Below are 19971 nucleotides of genomic sequence, written 5' to 3'. Positions count from 1 at the left end.
ATCAAACTCTCCATAAAAGTAAAGTTTGAAAGCTCATTAGCTTTGCTAGCGTATCATCTATAAGATGATATCTATTTTTGTCCTTGTCACTAACAGAAGTTAGTGATCAAAGTTTATTGATTAACGTCTTGCTTGTTCAGTTTTCAAGGTTCATATCTTGTCGTCATCTTAACGACTTAATTATTATATCATTATAATCTTTCGTTGTCAACATCTTTTTAAAAGAGTTTTTTTCAAAAGATTAATATAATTTTTGATTGTCACTTGTTAGCGACTTATAAAGTATATCTATTAAATCAGATGATGTCAATATATATTTTTCATAAAGAGAATAAAAGATTCTTTTGCTATAAATAGAAGACTTAACACTATCTGTATTATAGTAAAGAATCCTTTATTTATCATAAAATTAAACGTTCAATATATATACTTCTATTTTTTACAAGATCGATAATATCATTTGAATCGTCTAATTTAACTACAGGTCTTGTTTCTGTTGTTTTGTTAGTAAATACAATAGATCCTTCTAAACCATTTGAAAGTTCTACTTTTGTTCCTAATGCTAAGTCCGCTACACAAGTGGATAACGCTTGCACAACTTTAATGTTAAATTTTCCAAATTCGGATTCCCGTATCATTTCTAATACCTTAAATGGGGACTCTTTTGTACGATATACTCTTTCACAAGTCATTGCATGGAATACATCTGCTACTGCAATAATATGGGCATATATTGAGATTGCATTTCCCTTGTCGCCTCTTGGATAACCACTACCATCTAATCTTTCATGATGTTGATATACCGCAATTTTCATATCTGATTTAAGAATTGAAATACTATTGACCATTTGCAAGCTATAATAAGGGTGCTCCTGAATCTCCTTAAATTCATATTCTGTTAAAGGACCATTTTTCTCCCTTATTTTCTTTCCAACTTTCGCCATCCCGCAATCTGCAACTGCGCCTGCTATAGCAATTTGGATAACGTCCCCTTTACCATAGCCCATTTTTTGTGCAATAACTGCACAGATTAAACTAATTGCTACAGAGTGATGATGAATATAGTTTTTGCTATCTGAGAACTCATTCAATATAAATATTTTTTCTCGATTTTCTAAAACATCATGAATTAACGGTAAAATGTTTGTTCTAACTTTTGTGATATCTACCTTACTACCAGACTCCCAATTTAAAAACTCCATTTTAAACTTTTCTACTACATCGATGTATTTTCTTTCAAATGATGTTATGTATGCTTCTTCTATTGTTTCTCTTTGTTCACTAGACGTAGTTGCAACTTCCTGTTTATTAGCTTTTTTTAATTCGATAGAAGAAGTTAATACTGGCACTTGGGAAATTTGAAAGGCTTTTAATACTGGCAAATGATCCCGTGTAACTTTAGTATTTTTATATATAATAGGAAATTGAGTGTTAGCTATAATATCTTTTGCAATAACGCTACCTAAACGTAAATCGGACACTTTCACTAATTTAGTATCCAAACAAATCCCCCCTTCGGAATTAATAATATTAGATTTATTGTAACTGAATTTTTTTTTAATTGTAATAGTTACTTTACTATTTACTAAACATCATTCGATTCAATCCATAAAAAATTATAAATGAATCCATTTCATAAATACTTTTCTAGTTAAAAATTTCGGCATTATACTCTTGATTTGAATAAATGATAAGCTTATCGTTTCCGTTACAGACGGACCCTTTCCGCAGGCAAGCAACAATCCTCCTCCTGTGAAGTCTGAATCGCTTTGCTAGCTTCAACTTAGCAACACTACGTTCGTGTGGGGCCTTGCTTAGCTTACTTTTCCCACAAAGAGAATTTAATACAAAGAAAAAAAGAACGCTAAATGCGTTCCTTTTTTCTAATCTAGAAAGTAATGATATCTATTAATTATTCTTCTGAAGTTTCGTTATCATTTGTAGTCTCTTCAGTTGATTCAACTTCTTCAGCTACTTCTAATTCATCTAACTCAATTTCTTCATCAGACTCTTTTTTAACTTTTGCTACAGTTGCAACTAATTCATCATCAGATAGGCGAATTAGGCGAACACCTTGAGTGCTCCGTCCAGTAACAGAAATATCATCAATATCCATACGAATTAACATACCGTTAATCGTCATTAGCATAATATCTTCTTGCCCATCAACTGTTTTTACGGCTACTAGAGGTCCGTTCTTATCAGTAATTTGGCAAGTTTTGATGCCTACGCCACCACGATTTTGTAGACGATACTCTGCTTCAGGAGTTCGTTTACCGTAACCCTTTTCAGTTACTACAAGTATTTCTTGATCTGGTTCGACGATTTCCATGCCAACAACATAGTCATCGTCTCTTAATCGAATACCACGGACACCAGCTGCAGTACGTCCCATTGAACGGATATCCTCTTCATTAAAGCGTACTAGCATACCATCGTGTGTACCAATAATAATTTCCTTTTGCCCATCCGTTAGGCGCACAGAGATTAATTCGTCATCTTCACGTAGTGAAATAGCAATTAAACCGTTAGTACGGATATTAGCAAAGTTTGATAATGGTGTACGTTTTGTAACCCCTGTTCGAGTTGTGAAGACGAAGTATGCATCTTCATCATAAGATGGTACACGAATTACAGCAGTTACCTTTTCTCCCTTATCTACATTCAATAAATTAACTAACGGTAAGCCTTTTGCTGTGCGGCCAAACTCAGGTATTTCATAACCTTTAGCTTTGAACACTTTCCCTTTAGAAGTAAAGTAAAGAATGGTGTCATGAGTAGATGTATAAAGTAGGTGTTCTACAAAGTCATCTTCATGTGTTCCCATACCCTGAACACCACGTCCACCACGACGTTGGCTACGGTAAGTATTAGCTGGAAGTCGTTTAATATAACCATTATGTGTTATTGTAATCACAGAATTTTCACGTGGAATTAAATCTTCATCCTCGATCATTTCTAAACCACCAGAAGTAATTTCTGTACGACGGGCATCATTAAAGCGTTCTTTTATTTCTAGTAATTCATCATGAATAATTTGACGAATTTTTGCTTCATCTGCAAGAATTTCTTTTAATTCTTTTATTAGCGCTAGTAATTCTTGATACTCGCCTTCAATCTTATCTCGTTCTAAACCAGTTAAGCGTTGTAGACGCATATCTAGAATCGCTTGAGCTTGACGTTCACTTAAATTAAATCTTTCCATCAAGCCATTTTTTGCTTCTTCAGTTGTTTGAGATGCACGGATTAGACTAATAATTTCATCAATATGGTCAAGTGCGATACGTAATCCTTCTAGAATGTGAGCGCGACTTTCAGCTTTACGTAATTCAAATTCTGTACGTCTACGAATAACAACCTTTTGGTGTTCTAAGTAATGGTAAAGAGCTTCTTTTAAGTTCAATACCTTTGGTTGTCCACCGACAAGAGCTAACATATTAACACCAAAGCTTGATTGCATAGCTGTTTGTTTATACAAGTTATTTAATACAACATTTGCATTGGCATCTTTACGAACATCAATTGTAACACGCATTCCTGTACGGTCAGATTCATCGCGTAAATTTGTAATACCATCGATTTTTTTATCTCGTACTAGTTCTGCAATTTTTTCAATTAGTCGTGCTTTATTGACTTGATAAGGAAGTTCATGAATAACGATGACTTCTTTACCACTTGATTTTTGTTCTATTTCTACACGAGCACGGATTACAATGGATCCACGACCAGTTTCATAAGCACGGCGGATACCGCTTCTGCCTAAAATAATACCACCAGTTGGGAAATCAGGACCCGGTATAATTTCCATTAATTCTTCTGTTGTAATAGCTGGATTATCTGAGACGGCCAAAACACCATCAATTATTTCTCCTAATTGATGTGGTGGGATATTTGTTGCCATTCCTACAGCGATCCCTGATGCACCATTGACAAGTAAGTTTGGATAACGAGCTGGTAATACGACTGGCTCTTTTTCGTTTCCATCATAGTTATCTTGATAGTCAATTGTATCTTTGTTAATATCGCGTAGCATTTCCATCGCGATTTTAGACATACGTGATTCTGTATAACGCATGGCAGCAGCGCCATCTCCATCAACGGAACCGAAGTTACCATGACCATCAACTAACATATAGCGATAGCTAAAATCTTGAGCCATACGTACCATTGCTTCATAGATTGAGGAGTCACCATGTGGATGGTATTTACCCATAACATCCCCAACGATACGAGCTGATTTCTTATATGGTTTATCTGAGGTACTACCTAGCTCTTGCATACCATATAAAATACGACGTTGTACTGGTTTAAGACCATCACGAACATCTGGTAGTGCACGAGAAACGATAACACTCATTGCATAATCTAAAAATGAAGTTTTGATTGTTTTAGTAATATTTACTCCTTTAACGCCGGAGTTGTTTGTTTCAGACAAAGTGCTGACCTCCCTTCGAAAATAACTAAATATCTAAGTTTTCTACATAAACAGCATTTTCGTGAATAAATTGACGTCTTGGTTCAACATCATCACCCATTAATTGTTCAAATGTTTGATCTGCTTCAATGGCATCATCTAATTCAACTTGTAATAGAACGCGGTGTTCTGGGTCCATTGTTGTATCCCATAACTGCTCCGCATCCATTTCACCAAGACCTTTATAGCGTTGAATGCCTGGTTTTGGTTGCTTTGGTAAGCGTTCTAGTATTTCTTGTAATTCTTTATCACTATAGCAATATTCTACATGTTTACCTTGCGCTACTTTAAATAAAGGTGGTTGAGCAATGTAAACATATCCAGCTTCAATAAGTGGTCGCATAAAGCGGAAGAAGAATGTTAATAATAAAGTTCTAATATGCGCTCCGTCGACATCGGCATCTGTCATTATGACAATTTTATGATAACGTGCCTTATCCAAAGCAAATTCTTCACCAATCCCTGTACCGATTGCAGTAATCATAGCTCGGATTTCAGCATTTGATAAAATGCGGTCTAAACGTGCCTTTTCAACATTTAAAATTTTACCCTTCAATGGCAAAATAGCTTGAAAGTGACGATCACGGCCGGATTTTGCTGAACCACCAGCAGAGTCACCTTCTACGATGTAAATTTCGCATTCTTCAGGAAGACGAGATGAACAGTCTGCTAGTTTTCCTGGCAAGCTTGATACTTCTAATGCTGATTTACGTCGTGTCATTTCTCGGGCTTTCTTTGCCGCCACACGTGCACGAGATGCAACTAAACCTTTATCAACGATTGTTCTTGCAACTGTCGGATTCTCTAATAAAAATCTTTCAAAGCGTTCAGAGAATAATGAATTTGTAATAGCACTTACTTCAGAGTTTCCTAATTTTGTTTTCGTTTGACCTTCGAATTGTGGATCAGGATGTTTAACAGAAACAATGGCAACTAAGCCTTCGCGAACGTCTTCACCTGATAAATTAGCATCTGAATCTTTTAATACATGATTTTTGCGTGCATAATCATTGATCACACGTGTTAGTGCAGTTTTAAACCCTGATTCGTGTGTACCACCTTCGTAGGTATTGATATTATTTGCAAAAGAGAAAATATTTGATGAAAAGCCTGAGTTGTATTGCATAGCTATTTCAACAGATATCCCATCTTTTTCACCTTTTAAATCGATTGCTTCATGAAGTGGTTCTTTCTTTTCGTTGATATGTTCAACGTATGATTTAATACCGCCTTCATAATGATAAGTATTTTTGCGAGTTTCTTCGCCGCGTTCATCTACGATGGAAATACTAATGCCGCGATTCAGATAAGCAAGTTCACGAATACGATGTGCTAGGATATCAAATTCATAAACTGTTGTTTCTTTGAAAATTTCTCCGTCTGCTTTGAATCGTGTTGTTGTACCATTACGATCTGTATCACCAATGACTTTTAGTGGTTGTACAGTTATACCACGTTCAAATTTAATTTCATGAATATGGCCATCTCTGTGTACTTGTACAATGGTTTCAACTGAAAGTGCATTTACAACTGAGGCACCTACACCATGTAGACCACCAGACACTTTATATCCGCCACCGCCGAATTTACCCCCAGCATGAAGTACAGTCATAATTACTTCGACAGCTGGTTTACCCACTTTTTCTTGTGTATCGACAGGAATACCACGACCATTATCTTCTACACGAATCCAGTTATCTTTTTCAATTGCTACTGTAATTTCGGAACAATAGCCAGCTAATGCTTCATCAATACTATTGTCTACAATTTCCCAAACGAGGTGATGCAACCCTTTGGAACTTGTTGAACCGATATACATACCGGGACGTTTACGAACGGCTTCTAAACCTTCTAATACTTGAATTTGTTCTGCATCATACGCAACAGGCTTTTTATTGTCTTCGATCGCCATTGTTGTTCCACCTACTCTTTCATGGCATTAGTATGCATTATTTGTAATTCTCTTAAACCTACAAAATCCGTGGAATACTAGTCTTTCTCTGCACCCACGGAACCTTGTTTCACATGAAACATTGCTGACTCACGAATTGTTTCATGATCTATACCCTCTACACTTGTAGTTGTCACAAAGGTCTGTACTTCACCTTTAATCGTGTTCAATAAATGTGACTGGCGGTAATCATCTAATTCTGAAAGAACATCATCCAATAGTAAGATTGGCGCTTCCCCAACTTCTTGCTTAATAAGTTCTATTTCAGCTAATTTGAGTGATAAGGCCGTTGTCCGTTGTTGCCCTTGTGATCCATAAGTTTGAACATCATAACCATTTACAATAAATTGCAAATCATCACGATGCGGACCGATTAGTGTAACGCCTCTTTCTAATTCCCGAGGCACGGCTTCTTTTAATTTTACAGCTAAATGAGCAGCCATTTGTTCTGGTGACCATTCCGCATCCATACCGCTAACCGGACGATAGCGAATTTTCATTTCTTCGAGATTTCTCGAAATTCCATAATGAATTGGACCTGCCCACTCCTGTAGCAACTCCATAAAATGAAATCTTTTATGAATAACCTTAACAGCCGCTTCAATATACTGCTCTGTATAAACATCAAACATCACATCTTGCAATGTTTGTTTCCCTTGATTTTGTTTAAGTAAATGATTGCGTTGCTTTAACAACTTTTGAAAAGTCAATAAATCATGTAAATATACTGGAGAAATTTGCCCGATTTCCATATCGAGAAAACGTCTTCTAATTTGAGGACTGCCTTTAACTACAGTTAAGTCTTCCGGGGCAAACATAACAACATTCATTTGTCCAATATAATCGCTTAAGCGACTCTGTTCTAAATGATTTACTTTTGCCTTCTTCCCTTTTTTAGAAATCGTCAACTCTAACGGTAAGTGACCATATTTCTTCTGAACGTCACCTTCTATTTTACCATAGTCTTGCTCCCACCGTATCAATTCTTTCTCACTCGATGTACGGTGCGATTTAGCCATAGCTAAAACATAAATAGATTCCATAACATTCGTTTTACCTTGTGCATTTTCACCAATGAAAACATTAATCTTTGGAGAAAAAGATAAGTCGAGAGATTCATAATTTCGATAGTTAGTCAGCTTTAGTCGCTCAATGTACATGCTATTCCTCGCTTTTTGAATCTACTAGGCAAAATCTTCCGCACCCTGGAATATTCACTAAATCTCCTACATGTAGTTTACGACCTCTTCTACGATCAATCTCGCCATTTACATAGACATCATTTTCTTGCAAAAACCATTTGGCCATCCCACCTGAGCTAATTGCATCCGTCATTTTAAGAAATTGTCCCAGTGTTACAAATTCACTTTCTAATACAATATCATTCACTATTTTTTCATCCTCTGCTTCTATTCATGTCTAATTCTATTTTACCGAACTTTTGTTCATAAGTAAAAAGGATAGTCACTGAAATGACTACCCTTTTTAAATAAACCCCATAATTAGCACCTGGTACTAATTAAACTTGGGAAATAATTCAGTTTAAAGTTATATCAACAAAACGTTTAGTACGTACGGACAGGCAAAATCAATTGAAGTATTGCATCATCATGAACAGAACGAATAATAAATGGACGCATTGCGCCTGTAAATTGAATAATTACTTCCTGTCCATCAATTGCCTTCAAAGCATCCATCATATACTTCGCACTGAATGAAATACGTAACTCTTCACCTTCTAGTGTTTCTACTTGAATTTCTTCTTCAACTTTACCGATTTCAGGTGAGTTCGAAGAAATTTCAATATTGTTATCTGCCAATGTAGAGAAACGAACTACGTTGTTACGATCTTCACGAGCCAATAATGATGCACGGTCAATTGCTTGTAAAAGTGATTTTCCATTAATCGTAACATTTGTGTTGTATTCTTCTGGAATCAAGCGCGTTGTATCAGGATAATTGCCTTCTAATAGGCGAGAGAAAAATAAGACATCAGAAGTTTTGAATAAAACTTGTTGGTTCGTCATAAATATATCAACAGGAGTTGTTGAGTCACTTAGAATTTTGCTTAATTCATTTAAGCTTTTACCTGGTATTACAACATTTGCTTCTTCAGTTGGTAAATGTTCTAACGTTACTTTCCTACGTGCTAATCGGTGGCTATCCGTTGCTATGCATACTAAACCGTCTTCTTTAATTTGCCACTTTACACCTGTCAACACTGGACGACTTTCACTTGTAGAAACAGCAAAGACTGTTTCACGGATAACAGATTTTAATAGATCTGCAGGTAAAGTAATTTGGCGATCTGGTGAGATTTCAGGAAGCATAGGGTATTCAGCTGCATCAAGACCAATTAAATGGAAATCTGACTTTCCAGAACGAATTCTTGTTTGGAATTGATCTGTTACTTCAATTTCTACATCATTTGTAGGCAATTTACGTACAATTTCATTGAACATTTTTGCCTGTAGTACGATTGAACCTGGTTCTGTTACATGAATAAGTTGTTCTCCATCTTCTTCTACAGGAATAGATGTTTGGATTGTAATATCTGCATCACTACCTGTTAAAGTCATACCATTTGTCGATACATCAATTTTAATACCAGTCAAAATAGGAATTGTTGTTTTGGAACTTACTGCTTTCATGACATCATTTAATCCATCAAGTAAACGATCTCTCATGATATCAAATTTCATTGTTACGACCTCACTTATATATTATTTATTTTTATTTAAAAGATTAATAGATATAGTAATAGGGGCTGTGGATTTCGTGGATAAGTCCCTTGAGCCAAATAAAATCAGTCTATCCACATGTAGATAGACTGTGTATAAGTTTGTTGTTAACTTTCTTGTTATCCACAGTGAAAATTATTTTCCTAACATACTTTTAATCTGCTTAATGTCTTGTTGAAGACCTTGATCATCCTTTAAAAGGGATGATATTTTTTCATGTGCATGAATGACAGTTGTGTGGTCACGGCCACCAAATTCGTCACCTATTTTAGGTAGAGAACAGTCCGTCATTTCACGAGATAAATACATAGCCACTTGTCTAGGAAATGCAATTGATTTTGTACGCTTTTTAGCTGTAAAATCTTCTAACTTAATGTGGTAATGCTCACCTACAGCTTTTTGAATATCTAAAATGGTTAATGTGCGTGGCGTAGCATTAGGAATAATACTTTTTAATGCTTGTGCAGCTAAATCAGCTGTTATGTCTTCATTGACAAGGGAAGAGTAAGCTACTACACGAATTAGAGCACCCTCTAATTCACGAATATTAGAGTCGATTTGGTTAGCAATGTAGAGCATTACTTCATTTGGAATGTCTAGGTTATCGGCTTTTGCCTTTTTGCGCAAGATAGCAATACGTGTTTCCAAATCTGGTGGCGCAATATCTGTAATAAGTCCCCACTCAAAGCGTGAACGCAATCTATCCTCTAATGTTGGAATTTCTTTGGGAGGACGATCGCTTGAAATTACAATTTGCTTTGATTCTTCGTGCAAAGTGTTAAAGGTATGGAAAAATTCTTCCTGAGTTGATTCTTTTCCAGCTAAAAATTGAATATCATCTATTAGTAGCACATCTACACTGCGATATTTATTACGAAATTCTTCTGCTCTGTTATCGCGGATTGAATTAATGAACTCATTCGTAAACTTTTCAGATGATAGATAAACCACCTTTGCGTTTGGATTATGTTCTAATACATAGTGACCAATAGCATGCATTAAGTGAGTTTTACCAAGCCCAACTCCTCCGTAGATAAATAGCGGATTATATGCTTTGGCTGGTGCTTCTGCTACTGCTAAAGAGGCTGCATGTGCAAAACGGTTGCCTGCTCCAATGACAAATGTATCAAAAGTGTTTTTCAAATTTAGCATTCCTGAAGAAGTTTCAGGTTGCTCATCATGTTTTTCTGGGATGCCAGGTGATGGAATATCAAAATTCTCTAAGTTCGGATCCTGTTGAACAACGAAACGAATGTGCAAATCTTTACCTGTTATTTCAGCTAGAATTGCTGCAATTAAATGCACATAATGGTTTTCAAGCCATTCGCGTCCAAAGGAATTGGGCGCTGCAATTGTTACAGTATCGCTTTTATAGGCTAACAATTTCGTTGATTTCAGCCAAGTTTCAAAGCTTGGCTTGGAGATCTTCTGCTTTGCTTCTGAGAGAACTTTGTCCCATAACTGTTCAATATGTTCCAAGCTCTTTCTCCTTTTCTAAAAAAACTATTCTATAAAATTTTTACAAGTGGTTGTGGTTGAATGAAAAATTATATCAAAGTCAGCTTGTGTTTCAACTGCTAATCACAGTAAACACATCCTGTGGATAAACCTTATCCAGTTATAGTGGATAATCTTATCCACAAGTTATTAACAATTGTGGATAAGATTTTGTATGAAAATATTTATTTACAGAATAAAACACAATAATTGTATCAGGAAAAGTATTGTATGACAAGAGTTTTAAGGGGTTATCCACAAAATGAATAAATATACACTACGTAGTTATCCACAGTGCATGAACTTGTGTAAAAGTTGTCGGTAAGTGTTGTGGATAATTTTTTGAGTGTGAAAAAATGTTCACAGAGGATTTTATGTATTTAAAATGGAACTGTGGATAACCTTAACATAGAAAAAAGAGAAAAACATTAAGCGATTTGAAAAAGCAATTTTTTGAAGATGGTTGACAAAACGGATTGAAAATAGCTATAATATGCAAGACTGTCTGTAGTATTTAGATAATAGACTTTCATCAGGAGGTGTCATATTAATGAAACGCACATACCAACCAAAAAAACGTAAGCATAGTAAAGTACATGGCTTCCGTGCACGTATGGCTACTAAAAACGGTCGTAAAGTGATCGCAGCTCGCCGTCGTAAAGGAAGAAAAGTATTATCAGCATAAGTCCACTGAATTTTCTCAGTGGTCTTTTTTTCTTTTATATATGAGGGAGAAGAGAAAAAAAGAATAAGCAGGTGCAAAAATGAAAAAACGCCGCAGAATTAAAAAGAATGAAGACTTCCAAAAAGTGTTTAAAAAAGGTAAGTCATTCGCAAATCGCCAATTCGTTGTTTACTATCTTGAAAAAGAGGGACAAGAGGAATTCAGAATTGGATTATCAATAAATAAAAAAATTGCAAAGGCAGTCACAAGAAATCAAATTAAACGTTATGTCCGCCAGAGCTTTTTCGAGTTAAACGATGAGCTTCCGCAAAATATGGACTACGTCATTATCGCCCGAAATCCGGCGGCCACCATGAATTTTCATGAAACAAAGAAGAGCCTTGAACATGTTTTAAAAATTGCGAAGGTTTTAAGAAGAAGTAGTATAGACAACAAGAAATCCCATGATAGAATAATGAAAAAATAATAAAGAATTTTGCAGGGGGTTTCGTTGAGTGTGATCTCAACGAATGGAATCTTGTTATGTGTGCTTTGAACAAAACAACAGAACCTGCGAAGACAGGAGGGGCCAAAAGTGAAACAGATTACGCAAATAGGCGCAACTGTAGAGGAAGCAGTCTTGCTAGCCTTGCATGAGCTTAACCTTACTCGAAAACAAGTAGATGTTGAAATTATTCAAGAAGCAAAAAAAGGTTTTTTAGGCTTTGGATCACGAAAAGCACAAGTTCGTGTGACAGAAAAGCAACTAGAGATGCCGAATACTAAACAAGAAGTCACTGAAAAATTAGAAAAGACGTTTCAAACTGCTATTAATCGACAAGAATCGAAGCAAAATGATACGAATACTAGAATAAGTTCTGTAGCTACATTAGAGGAATCGCCTCGAATTGTTAAAACAGAAGAGTTAGAGGTTGTTGAAGGTGTAGGAGAAAGTGAAACCGTAGATTATACGGAAGCAATTCAACAGTCAAAAACATATTTAGAAAAAATTTCAAAACAACTTGGAATCCAAGATCTTGAAATTAATGTTGAACAAAAGGGAAAAACGATCAATTTCCGATTATCTAGTGAAAAGGCAGCACTCCTTATTGGCAAACGCGGTCAAACTTTAAATGCACTTCAACAATTAACGCAATTAGTTGCACATCAGTATGTCAAACGCTTCATCATGATAAAACTAGATGTTGAAAATTATCGTGAAAGACGTCAACAATCGTTAGAAGTACTAGCAAGTCGTATGGCAGATAGGGCAGTTCATACTGGGCGTAAAGTTGAACTTGAACCAATGCCAGCAAATGAACGTAAAATTATTCATCATGTATTAGCAGATCGAGTGGATGTTGAAACCTATTCCGAAGGGGAAGACCTAAAACGTCACTTAGTTATTGAACCAATTCGATAATTCTTACAAGGATTGTGAAAGAGTCCTTCTCAAAAGTTGAGAAGGGCTCATTTTTTTGCTTTATGGTATTATTGTATGTTAGAGAGTTAGACGGTATTAATTATCCACATGTGGATAATTTTTAATATAGGAGGTAGTAATTATGGAGTTTGATACAATCGCAGCGATATCCACACCGATGGGCGAGGGAGCAATTGCTATTGTCCGATTAAGTGGTGACCAAGCAATTGAAATTGCAGATCGTATTTTTCATTCGCCAAGTGGGAAAAAGTTATCCACACAACCATCTCATACGATCCATTATGGTCATTTAAAAGAAGTTGAAACAGGTGAAGTAGTCGAAGAAGTCATGTTATCAATGATGAAAGGGCCCAAAACCTTTACACGTGAGGATGTAGTAGAAATAAACTGTCACGGTGGGCTTGTTTCAGTTAATCGTGTGCTTCAACTAGTGCTTCGTAACGGTGCGCGAATGGCTGAACCAGGGGAATTTACAAAACGAGCGTTTTTAAATGGACGTATTGACTTATCACAAGCTGAAGCTGTTATGGATTTGATTCGTGCTAAAACAGATAAAGCGATGAATTTAGCACTTGGGCAAATGGATGGCAAATTATCACGTTTGATTAATGAATTACGTCAAGCGTTAATTGAAGTGCTAGCGCAAGTCGAGGTAAATATCGATTACCCAGAATATGATGATGTAGAAGAAATGACCATTCCATTGATGTTAGAAAAATCGTCATGGGTAAAACAAGAAATTGAAAAGCTTTTACAAACATCTTCGCAAGGTAAGATTTTGCGTGAAGGTTTATCAACTGTTATTTTAGGTCGACCAAATGTAGGGAAATCTTCATTACTAAATAGCTTAGTTCAAGAAAATAAAGCAATTGTCACTGATGTTGCAGGTACAACGCGTGATATTATAGAGGAATACGTCAATGTACGTGGCGTACCGCTTCGATTAGTGGATACAGCGGGGATTCGTGAAACAGAGGATATTGTTGAACGAATCGGGGTAGAACGATCTCGCCAAGTCCTAAAAGAGGCAGATTTAATCCTACTTGTTGTAAACTATAATGATGAGCTAACCGAAGAAGACGAGCGATTATTTGAAACGATTCAAAACATGGATTACATCGTTGTTGTCAATAAAACAGACTTACCACAAAAAATCGATTTAAACCGTGTAAAAGAACTTGCGGGTAATCGTAAATTAGTAACCACTTCTCTATTGCAAGAAGAAGGTGTTACTGAGCTTGAAGAAGCAATTGCAGCATTATTCTTTGAAGGCTCTGTTGAAGCAGGTGATTTAACATATGTATCAAACGCTCGCCATATTGCGCTATTGCATCAAGCACTTAATCGAATTAATGATGCAATTGAAGCTGCCAATGCAGGTGTTCCTGTCGATATGATTCAAATTGATGTCACACGAACATGGGAAATTCTTGGTGAAATCGTTGGTGATACGGTACAAGATAGTTTAATCAATCAGCTTTTCTCACAATTCTGCTTAGGGAAATAATATAAATTCAAATTCTAAATATAGAAAGGAAGTAACGAGCATGCCAACAAAATATGAAGCAGGCACGTTCGATGTTGTAGTAATTGGAGCTGGTCATGCAGGGGTAGAAGCTGCATATGCATCAGCTCGAATGGGTGCAAAAACATTAGTATTAACAATAAACTTAGATATGATTGCCTTTATGCCATGTAATCCATCAGTTGGAGGACCTGCAAAAGGAATTGTAGTACGTGAAATTGATGCATTGGGTGGAGCGATGGGGAAAATTATCGATAAAACCCATATCCAAATGCGTATGTTAAACACTGGTAAAGGCCCAGCTGTACGTGCCTTACGTGCGCAAGCGGATAAAGTGTTGTATCAAAGTGAGATGAAAAAATTATTAGAAGATCAAGATAACCTTACAATCCATCAAGCAATGGTTGAAGAACTAATTGTAGAAGACGGACAAGTAAAAGGTGTTATTACTCAAGTAGGAGCTATTTATCGTGCGACTACAGTTATCATCACAACTGGTACATTCCTACGCGGTGAAATTATTATTGGAGATTTGAAATATTCAAGTGGTCCAAATAACCAACAACCATCTATTAAACTTGCTGACAATTTACGTGACCTAGGCTTTAACATGGTTCGTTTTAAAACAGGTACACCACCACGTATAAATAGCAAAACAATCGATTACAGCAAAACAGAAATTCAACCAGGGGATCCAGAGCCTCGTGCATTCGGCTATGAAACAACTGAATTTATCACAGATCAAATTCCATGTTGGTTAACATATACTAGCCCCGAGACACACCAAATTATTAACGATAATCTTGATAAATCGCCAATGTTCACAGGTGTGATTACTGGTACAGGTCCACGTTATTGCCCATCTATTGAGACCAAAATTGTGCGGTTTAATGATAAACCTCGTCACCAATTATTCTTAGAACCAGAAGGTCGCAATACGCAAGAAGTTTATGTTCAAGGCCTATCAACAAGTTTACCAGAACATATTCAACGTAAAATGCTTGAAACAATTCCAGGACTCGAAAAAGCCGAAATGATGCGTGCAGGTTATGCTATCGAATATGATGCTATTGTCCCGACGCAACTTTGGCCAACACTTGAAACGAAACGTATTCAAAACCTTTATACAGCGGGTCAAATTAACGGTACTTCTGGTTATGAAGAAGCAGCTGGTCAAGGGTTAATGGCGGGTATTAATGCTGCTGCAAAAGCTCTTAACAAAGATGAAATGATTCTTGGTCGTGCTGATGCTTATATTGGTGTATTAATCGATGACTTAGTCACAAAAGGTACAAATGAACCTTATCGTTTATTAACATCTCGTGCTGAATATCGTTTATTATTACGTCATGACAACGCAGATATGCGTTTAACAGAACGTGCTTACGAAGCAGGATTAATTTCAAAAGAACGTAATGATAAATTCCTTGTAAAAAAAGCGCAGGTAGAAGAGGAAATCGCTCGTTTACATGGTGTTATCTTAAAACCAAATGAAGAAACACAAGCAGCTATACAAGCGGTCGGAAGCAGTCCATTAAAAGATGGTATCCGTGGAACAGATTTATTAAAACGTCCTGAAGTAAACTATGAACTAGTAGCTTCATTAACACTATCACCTGTAGAGTTAAAAGATGAAGTGAAAGAACAAGTTGAAATTCAAGTAAAATATGAAGGATATATTGAAAAAGCCCTTCAACAAGTTGAAAAACTTAAAAAAATGGAAGATAAGAGAATTCCGGAAAATATCGATTACGATGCAATCTCTGGTATCGCAACAGAAGCAAAAGAAAAACTAAAAGAAGTACGACCATTATCAGTGGCTCAAGCCTCACGTATCTCAGGCGTTAACCCAGCTGACATTTCAATTTTACTAGTGTATATTGAACATGGTAAAATTGCGAAAGTATAATTAAATGCTAAACGCGCCTGTCAAGGCCCGATTAGCAAATATTCTTCTCGTGAAGAGGGACATTTTTCCTCACAATGGGGAGAATATTTGACATCGAGGTTCTGGCGCGTGAAGCTGTATATAATTGATAGCTAAGGGCGCCCGTTCAGATCTTGCGCCAAAAGTTGGAAATAACTAAAAACGAATTAAAAAAACTTACCAGTAGCACTAATGGAAGGGGAATATCATGAACGAAGAACAGTTTGTGCAAGCTTTAAAAGAACAAGGAATTGAGTTATCAGAGGAACAAATTCAACAATTCCATACTTATTTCGAGACACTAGTAGAATGGAATGAAAAGATGAATTTAACAGCAATTACTGATCAGCCATCTGTTTATTTAAAGCATTTCTATGATTCGATTAGTGCTGCTTTTTATATTGACTTTAATCATGTACAGTCATTATGCGATGTTGGAGCTGGAGCAGGATTTCCTAGTATCCCTATTAAAATCTGCTTCCCACATTTGAAAGTTACTATTGTAGATTCATTAAACAAACGAATTCAATTTTTGAATTATTTAAGTGATATATTACATCTAGAGAATATGAATTTTGTTCATTCTCGCGCAGAAGATTTTGGACAAAATACAACATATCGCGAGAAATTTGATATGGTAACAGCGCGTGCTGTTGCAAGATTATCAGTCTTATCGGAGCTTTGTATTCCTCTTGTAAAATCAGGCGGACAATTCGTAGCGATGAAAGCAGCAAGTGGCGAAGAAGAATTAAAAGATTCCCAAAAAGCCATCTCAATCCTTGGAACAAAGCTTGTAGAGAAATTTGAATTCTCATTACCAATAGAAAATAGTGAACGTACAATCTACGTCTTTGAAAAAATAAAAAATACACCTAAAAAATATCCGCGTAAGCCAGGTGTACCAAACAAATCACCAATTCACTAGTATATGTTTCACATGAAACAGAAAAAAGGAATCTACCGTTTTTTATCGAAAGTAATTATAATGATAAATGGACATACTTACTTTTTGTATAATGTTAGTAAATATATATAGATAGATAGTCATCTCCGCAAAATTAGAAAATATTACTTAATAATTTTAGATGGAGTGTGGAGAGAACTATCGTTAAAGGTGGTGCCAAGGGATGAAAAGTACTTTTTCACGTTTTTTTGGAAGTGGTGAGAAAGTAGAAAATGCCTCAAAAAACGAAGTGGATAATACGGAATCGGTTATGAAGCTTGCCATAGAGAAAATTAGCCCAAACCGCTACCAACCACGAACAATTTTTGATGATTCAAAGATTGAAGAATTAGCGCGTACTATACATACACATGGCGTAATTCAACCAATTGTCGTACGTAAATTAGAGAATGATCATTATGAAATCGTTGCAGGTGAGCGTCGATATCGTGCGATGAAATCATTAAACTGGACGGAAGTACCTGCAATCATTCGCGAAATGAATGACAAGGAAACTGCTTCAGTCGCTCTGATTGAAAACTTACAACGTGAAGAACTTACATCAATTGAAGAAGCACAAGCTTATCAAAGACTTTTAGAATTGCATGAGTTAACACAAGAGGCCCTTGCACAACGTTTAGGTAAGGGGCAATCGACTATCGCTAATAAATTGCGCCTATTAAAATTGCCTGAAACAATTCAGACAGCAATTTTAAAGCGGGAAATTTCTGAACGCCATGCACGTGCATTAGTGCCAATAAAAGACGAGGCATTACAATTGCAGTTGCTACAAGAGACAATTGACCATGATTATAACGTTAGACAATTGGAACAACGAATCAATGAAATATTAAATCCTGAGGAAAAGCCTAAAAAGGCAAAACCTCGTCGCAAAGCAATTAGTAAGGATATTCGAATTGCACTCAATACAATTCGCCAGTCTTTATCAATGGTGAACAAAACAGGGATTCATGTAGAAACTGAAGAAGAAGAACATGATGAGTTCTATCAAATCACAGTAAAGATTCCAAAAAAGAAAGCATAGCACCATTTTTATTAAACTCTTACTCTAGAAAACTAGAATAAGAGTTTTTTATTTATATTTAGACTAGTAAATGGAGCCGAAAAAACATTTTTTTGATAGAATGTATAAAAAGGTATGTTAGTTGTTTTGATTAAAATGTTTCTGAAAGCAGGTGCACCATGGGAAGAACAATTGCTATTGCAAACCAAAAGGGCGGCGTTGGTAAGACGACAACATCTGTTAATTTAAGCGCGTGCCTTGCTACATTAGGAAAGAAAGTATTACTGATTGATACGGATCCACAAGGAAACTCTACAAGTGGTGTGGGCATCAACAAAGGAGAAGTAGATAAATGCATTTACGATGTACTAATTGATGATGAACCAATTCAAACTGCCATTTGCAAAACACAAGTTGAAAACTTATATACTGTGCCAGCGACAATTGCACTTGCAGGAGCAGAAATCGAGCTAGTATCAACACTCTCTAGGGAAGTTCGTTTAAAACATGCCATCGATGATATAAAGAAAGACTATGACTATATAATTATCGACTGCCCTCCATCTTTAGGATTGTTAACGATTAATTCATTAACAGCTGCCGATGCAATCTTAATCCCTGTACAATGCGAATACTATGCATTAGAGGGCTTAAGCCAATTGTTATCTACTATACGTCTCGTTCAAAAGCATTTAAATAATCAGTTAATGATTGATGGCGTATTACTGACTATGTTAGATGCTCGTACAAATTTAGGGCTACAAGTAATTGATGAAGTTAAAAAATACTTCCAAGATAAAGTTTATAAAACAATTGTGCCAAGAAATGTTCGTTTAAGTGAAGCACCAAGTCATGGTGAACCAATTATTATTTATGATCGTAAATCTCGTGGTGCTGAAGTTTATTTAGAATTGGCTAGAGAGGTGATTAAAAATGGCTAAAGGATTAGGTAAAGGGCTCGGTGCACTTTTTCAAGACCAAGGGCTTATAGAAGCAGATAAAGTAACGCAAATTGCTATTAGAGATATTCGAGTAAATCCATATCAACCACGTAAAGTCTTTGATGAAGAAGCCTTACAAGAACTTGCACAATCTATTAAAGAATATGGAATTTTACAACCTATAATTTTACGCAGAAAAGAAACTAAATATGAAATCGTTGTAGGTGAAAGACGTTTCCGTGCAGCTAAGTTAGCTAATTTAACAGAGGTGCCAGCTGTGATCCGTGATTTGAACGACTCGCAAATGATGGAATTAGCCATTTTAGAAAATCTCCAACGTGAAGATTTAACACCTATTGAAGAAGCTGAAGCTTATCATAATTTGATGGAACATTTAAATTTGACACAAGAGGAATTGTCTAAACGAATTGGTAAAAGCCGCCCTCATATTGCAAATCATGTCCGCCTCTTAACATTACCAAAGGAAATACAAAAACTTGTTAATGAAGGCAAACTAACAATGGGTCATGGTCGAACATTATTGGGATTGAAAAATAAAAAACAAATTCCAATTGTAGCTGATAAAGTAATGAAACAACAGCTTAATGTCCGCCAATTAGAAGAATTAGTGCATTCTTTGAATGAGGACGTTCCACGTGAAACAAATAAAAAGGTGAATAGAGATATTTTCATTGAAGAAAAGGAATCTCAATTAAGAGATTATTTTGGAACGAATGTTTTAATTAAAAAGACAAAGAATAAAGGGAAGATTGAAATTGAATTTTTCTCTGAAGATGACTTAGAGCGTATATTAGAATTACTTGAGGATTGAGAGGGTGT

At 35.9% G+C, this 19971-nt stretch carries 16 protein-coding genes; 9 read left to right on the top strand and 7 right to left on the bottom strand.

Annotation, left to right across the window (positions count from 1 at the left end; translation table 11 throughout):
• Positions 1-401 precede the first annotated feature (401 nt).
• The 7 genes from ACIQ4I_RS19375 to dnaA all read right to left on the bottom strand — a co-directional run bounded on the left by ACIQ4I_RS19375 (position 402) and on the right by dnaA (position 10645).
• Positions 402-1502 (bottom strand): HD-GYP domain-containing protein, encoded by a 1101-nt coding sequence (locus tag ACIQ4I_RS19375; RefSeq protein ID WP_403099086.1) that lies wholly within the window; start codon positions 1500-1502, stop codon positions 402-404.
• A gap of 410 nt (positions 1503-1912) precedes the next feature.
• Positions 1913-4435: a DNA gyrase subunit A gene (gene gyrA / locus ACIQ4I_RS19370; RefSeq protein WP_403099083.1), complete on the bottom strand. Its 2523-nt coding sequence runs from the start codon at positions 4433-4435 to the stop codon at positions 1913-1915.
• 25 nt (positions 4436-4460) lie between these two features.
• Positions 4461-6386 (bottom strand): DNA topoisomerase (ATP-hydrolyzing) subunit B, encoded by a 1926-nt coding sequence (gyrB, locus tag ACIQ4I_RS19365; RefSeq protein WP_403099080.1) that lies wholly within the window; start codon positions 6384-6386, stop codon positions 4461-4463.
• 77 nt (positions 6387-6463) lie between these two features.
• Complete coding sequence (gene recF / locus ACIQ4I_RS19360) at positions 6464-7585, bottom strand: DNA replication/repair protein RecF (protein ID WP_403099079.1); 1122 nt, start codon at positions 7583-7585, stop codon at positions 6464-6466.
• Between the two features lies 1 nt (position 7586).
• Positions 7587-7814, bottom strand: coding sequence for a S4 domain-containing protein YaaA (gene yaaA / locus ACIQ4I_RS19355; RefSeq protein WP_403099077.1), 228 nt, complete (start codon positions 7812-7814; stop codon positions 7587-7589).
• Between the two features lie 176 nt (positions 7815-7990).
• Entirely contained in the window at positions 7991-9127 is a 1137-nt protein-coding gene (dnaN, locus tag ACIQ4I_RS19350; RefSeq protein ID WP_403099075.1) for a DNA polymerase III subunit beta, read from the bottom strand.
• 174 nt (positions 9128-9301) lie between these two features.
• Complete coding sequence (gene dnaA, locus ACIQ4I_RS19345) at positions 9302-10645, bottom strand: chromosomal replication initiator protein DnaA (RefSeq protein WP_403099073.1); 1344 nt, start codon at positions 10643-10645, stop codon at positions 9302-9304.
• Positions 10646-11213: 568 nt separating this feature from the next.
• On the opposite strand from dnaA, the gene rpmH reads away from it, so the two are divergent.
• The 9 genes from rpmH (at position 11214) to ACIQ4I_RS19300 (ending at position 19963) form a co-directional block, all read left to right on the top strand.
• Complete coding sequence (gene rpmH / locus ACIQ4I_RS19340) at positions 11214-11348, top strand: 50S ribosomal protein L34 (RefSeq protein WP_066791201.1); 135 nt, start codon at positions 11214-11216, stop codon at positions 11346-11348.
• Between the two features lie 79 nt (positions 11349-11427).
• Positions 11428-11814 (top strand): ribonuclease P protein component, encoded by a 387-nt coding sequence (gene rnpA / locus ACIQ4I_RS19335; RefSeq protein WP_403099071.1) that lies wholly within the window; start codon positions 11428-11430, stop codon positions 11812-11814.
• Positions 11815-11922: 108 nt separating this feature from the next.
• Entirely contained in the window at positions 11923-12750 is an 828-nt protein-coding gene (gene jag, locus ACIQ4I_RS19330) for an RNA-binding cell elongation regulator Jag/EloR (protein ID WP_403099069.1), read from the top strand.
• 142 nt (positions 12751-12892) lie between these two features.
• The gene (mnmE, locus tag ACIQ4I_RS19325) at positions 12893-14278 is read left to right on the top strand and encodes a tRNA uridine-5-carboxymethylaminomethyl(34) synthesis GTPase MnmE (RefSeq protein WP_403099067.1); all 1386 of its coding nucleotides are present in this window, start codon (positions 12893-12895) and stop codon (positions 14276-14278) included.
• 40 nt (positions 14279-14318) lie between these two features.
• Positions 14319-16205: a tRNA uridine-5-carboxymethylaminomethyl(34) synthesis enzyme MnmG gene (gene mnmG / locus ACIQ4I_RS19320; protein ID WP_403099065.1), complete on the top strand. Its 1887-nt coding sequence runs from the start codon at positions 14319-14321 to the stop codon at positions 16203-16205.
• A 226-nt stretch (positions 16206-16431) separates the two neighbouring features.
• Positions 16432-17148 carry a 16S rRNA (guanine(527)-N(7))-methyltransferase RsmG gene (gene rsmG, locus ACIQ4I_RS19315; protein ID WP_403099063.1) on the top strand — a complete coding sequence of 239 codons (717 nt, stop codon included), beginning with the start codon at positions 16432-16434 and terminating at the stop codon, positions 17146-17148.
• A 202-nt stretch (positions 17149-17350) separates the two neighbouring features.
• The gene (gene noc / locus ACIQ4I_RS19310) at positions 17351-18211 is read left to right on the top strand and encodes a nucleoid occlusion protein (protein WP_403099060.1); all 861 of its coding nucleotides are present in this window, start codon (positions 17351-17353) and stop codon (positions 18209-18211) included.
• Positions 18212-18369: 158 nt separating this feature from the next.
• Positions 18370-19131, top strand: a complete 762-nt coding sequence (locus tag ACIQ4I_RS19305; RefSeq protein ID WP_403099058.1) for a ParA family protein — start codon at positions 18370-18372, stop codon at positions 19129-19131.
• Positions 19124-19963, top strand: a complete 840-nt coding sequence (locus tag ACIQ4I_RS19300) for a ParB/RepB/Spo0J family partition protein (RefSeq protein WP_403099056.1) — start codon at positions 19124-19126, stop codon at positions 19961-19963. Before ACIQ4I_RS19305 ends, ACIQ4I_RS19300 begins: the two co-directional genes overlap by 8 nt.
• The last annotated feature ends 8 nt before the right edge of the window (positions 19964-19971 follow it).

This window comes from Rummeliibacillus sp. NPDC094406, assembly GCF_044763875.1.
GTDB lineage: Bacteria > Bacillota > Bacilli > Bacillales_A > Planococcaceae > Rummeliibacillus.
This window is presented reverse-complemented; position numbering and strand designations above follow the sequence as displayed.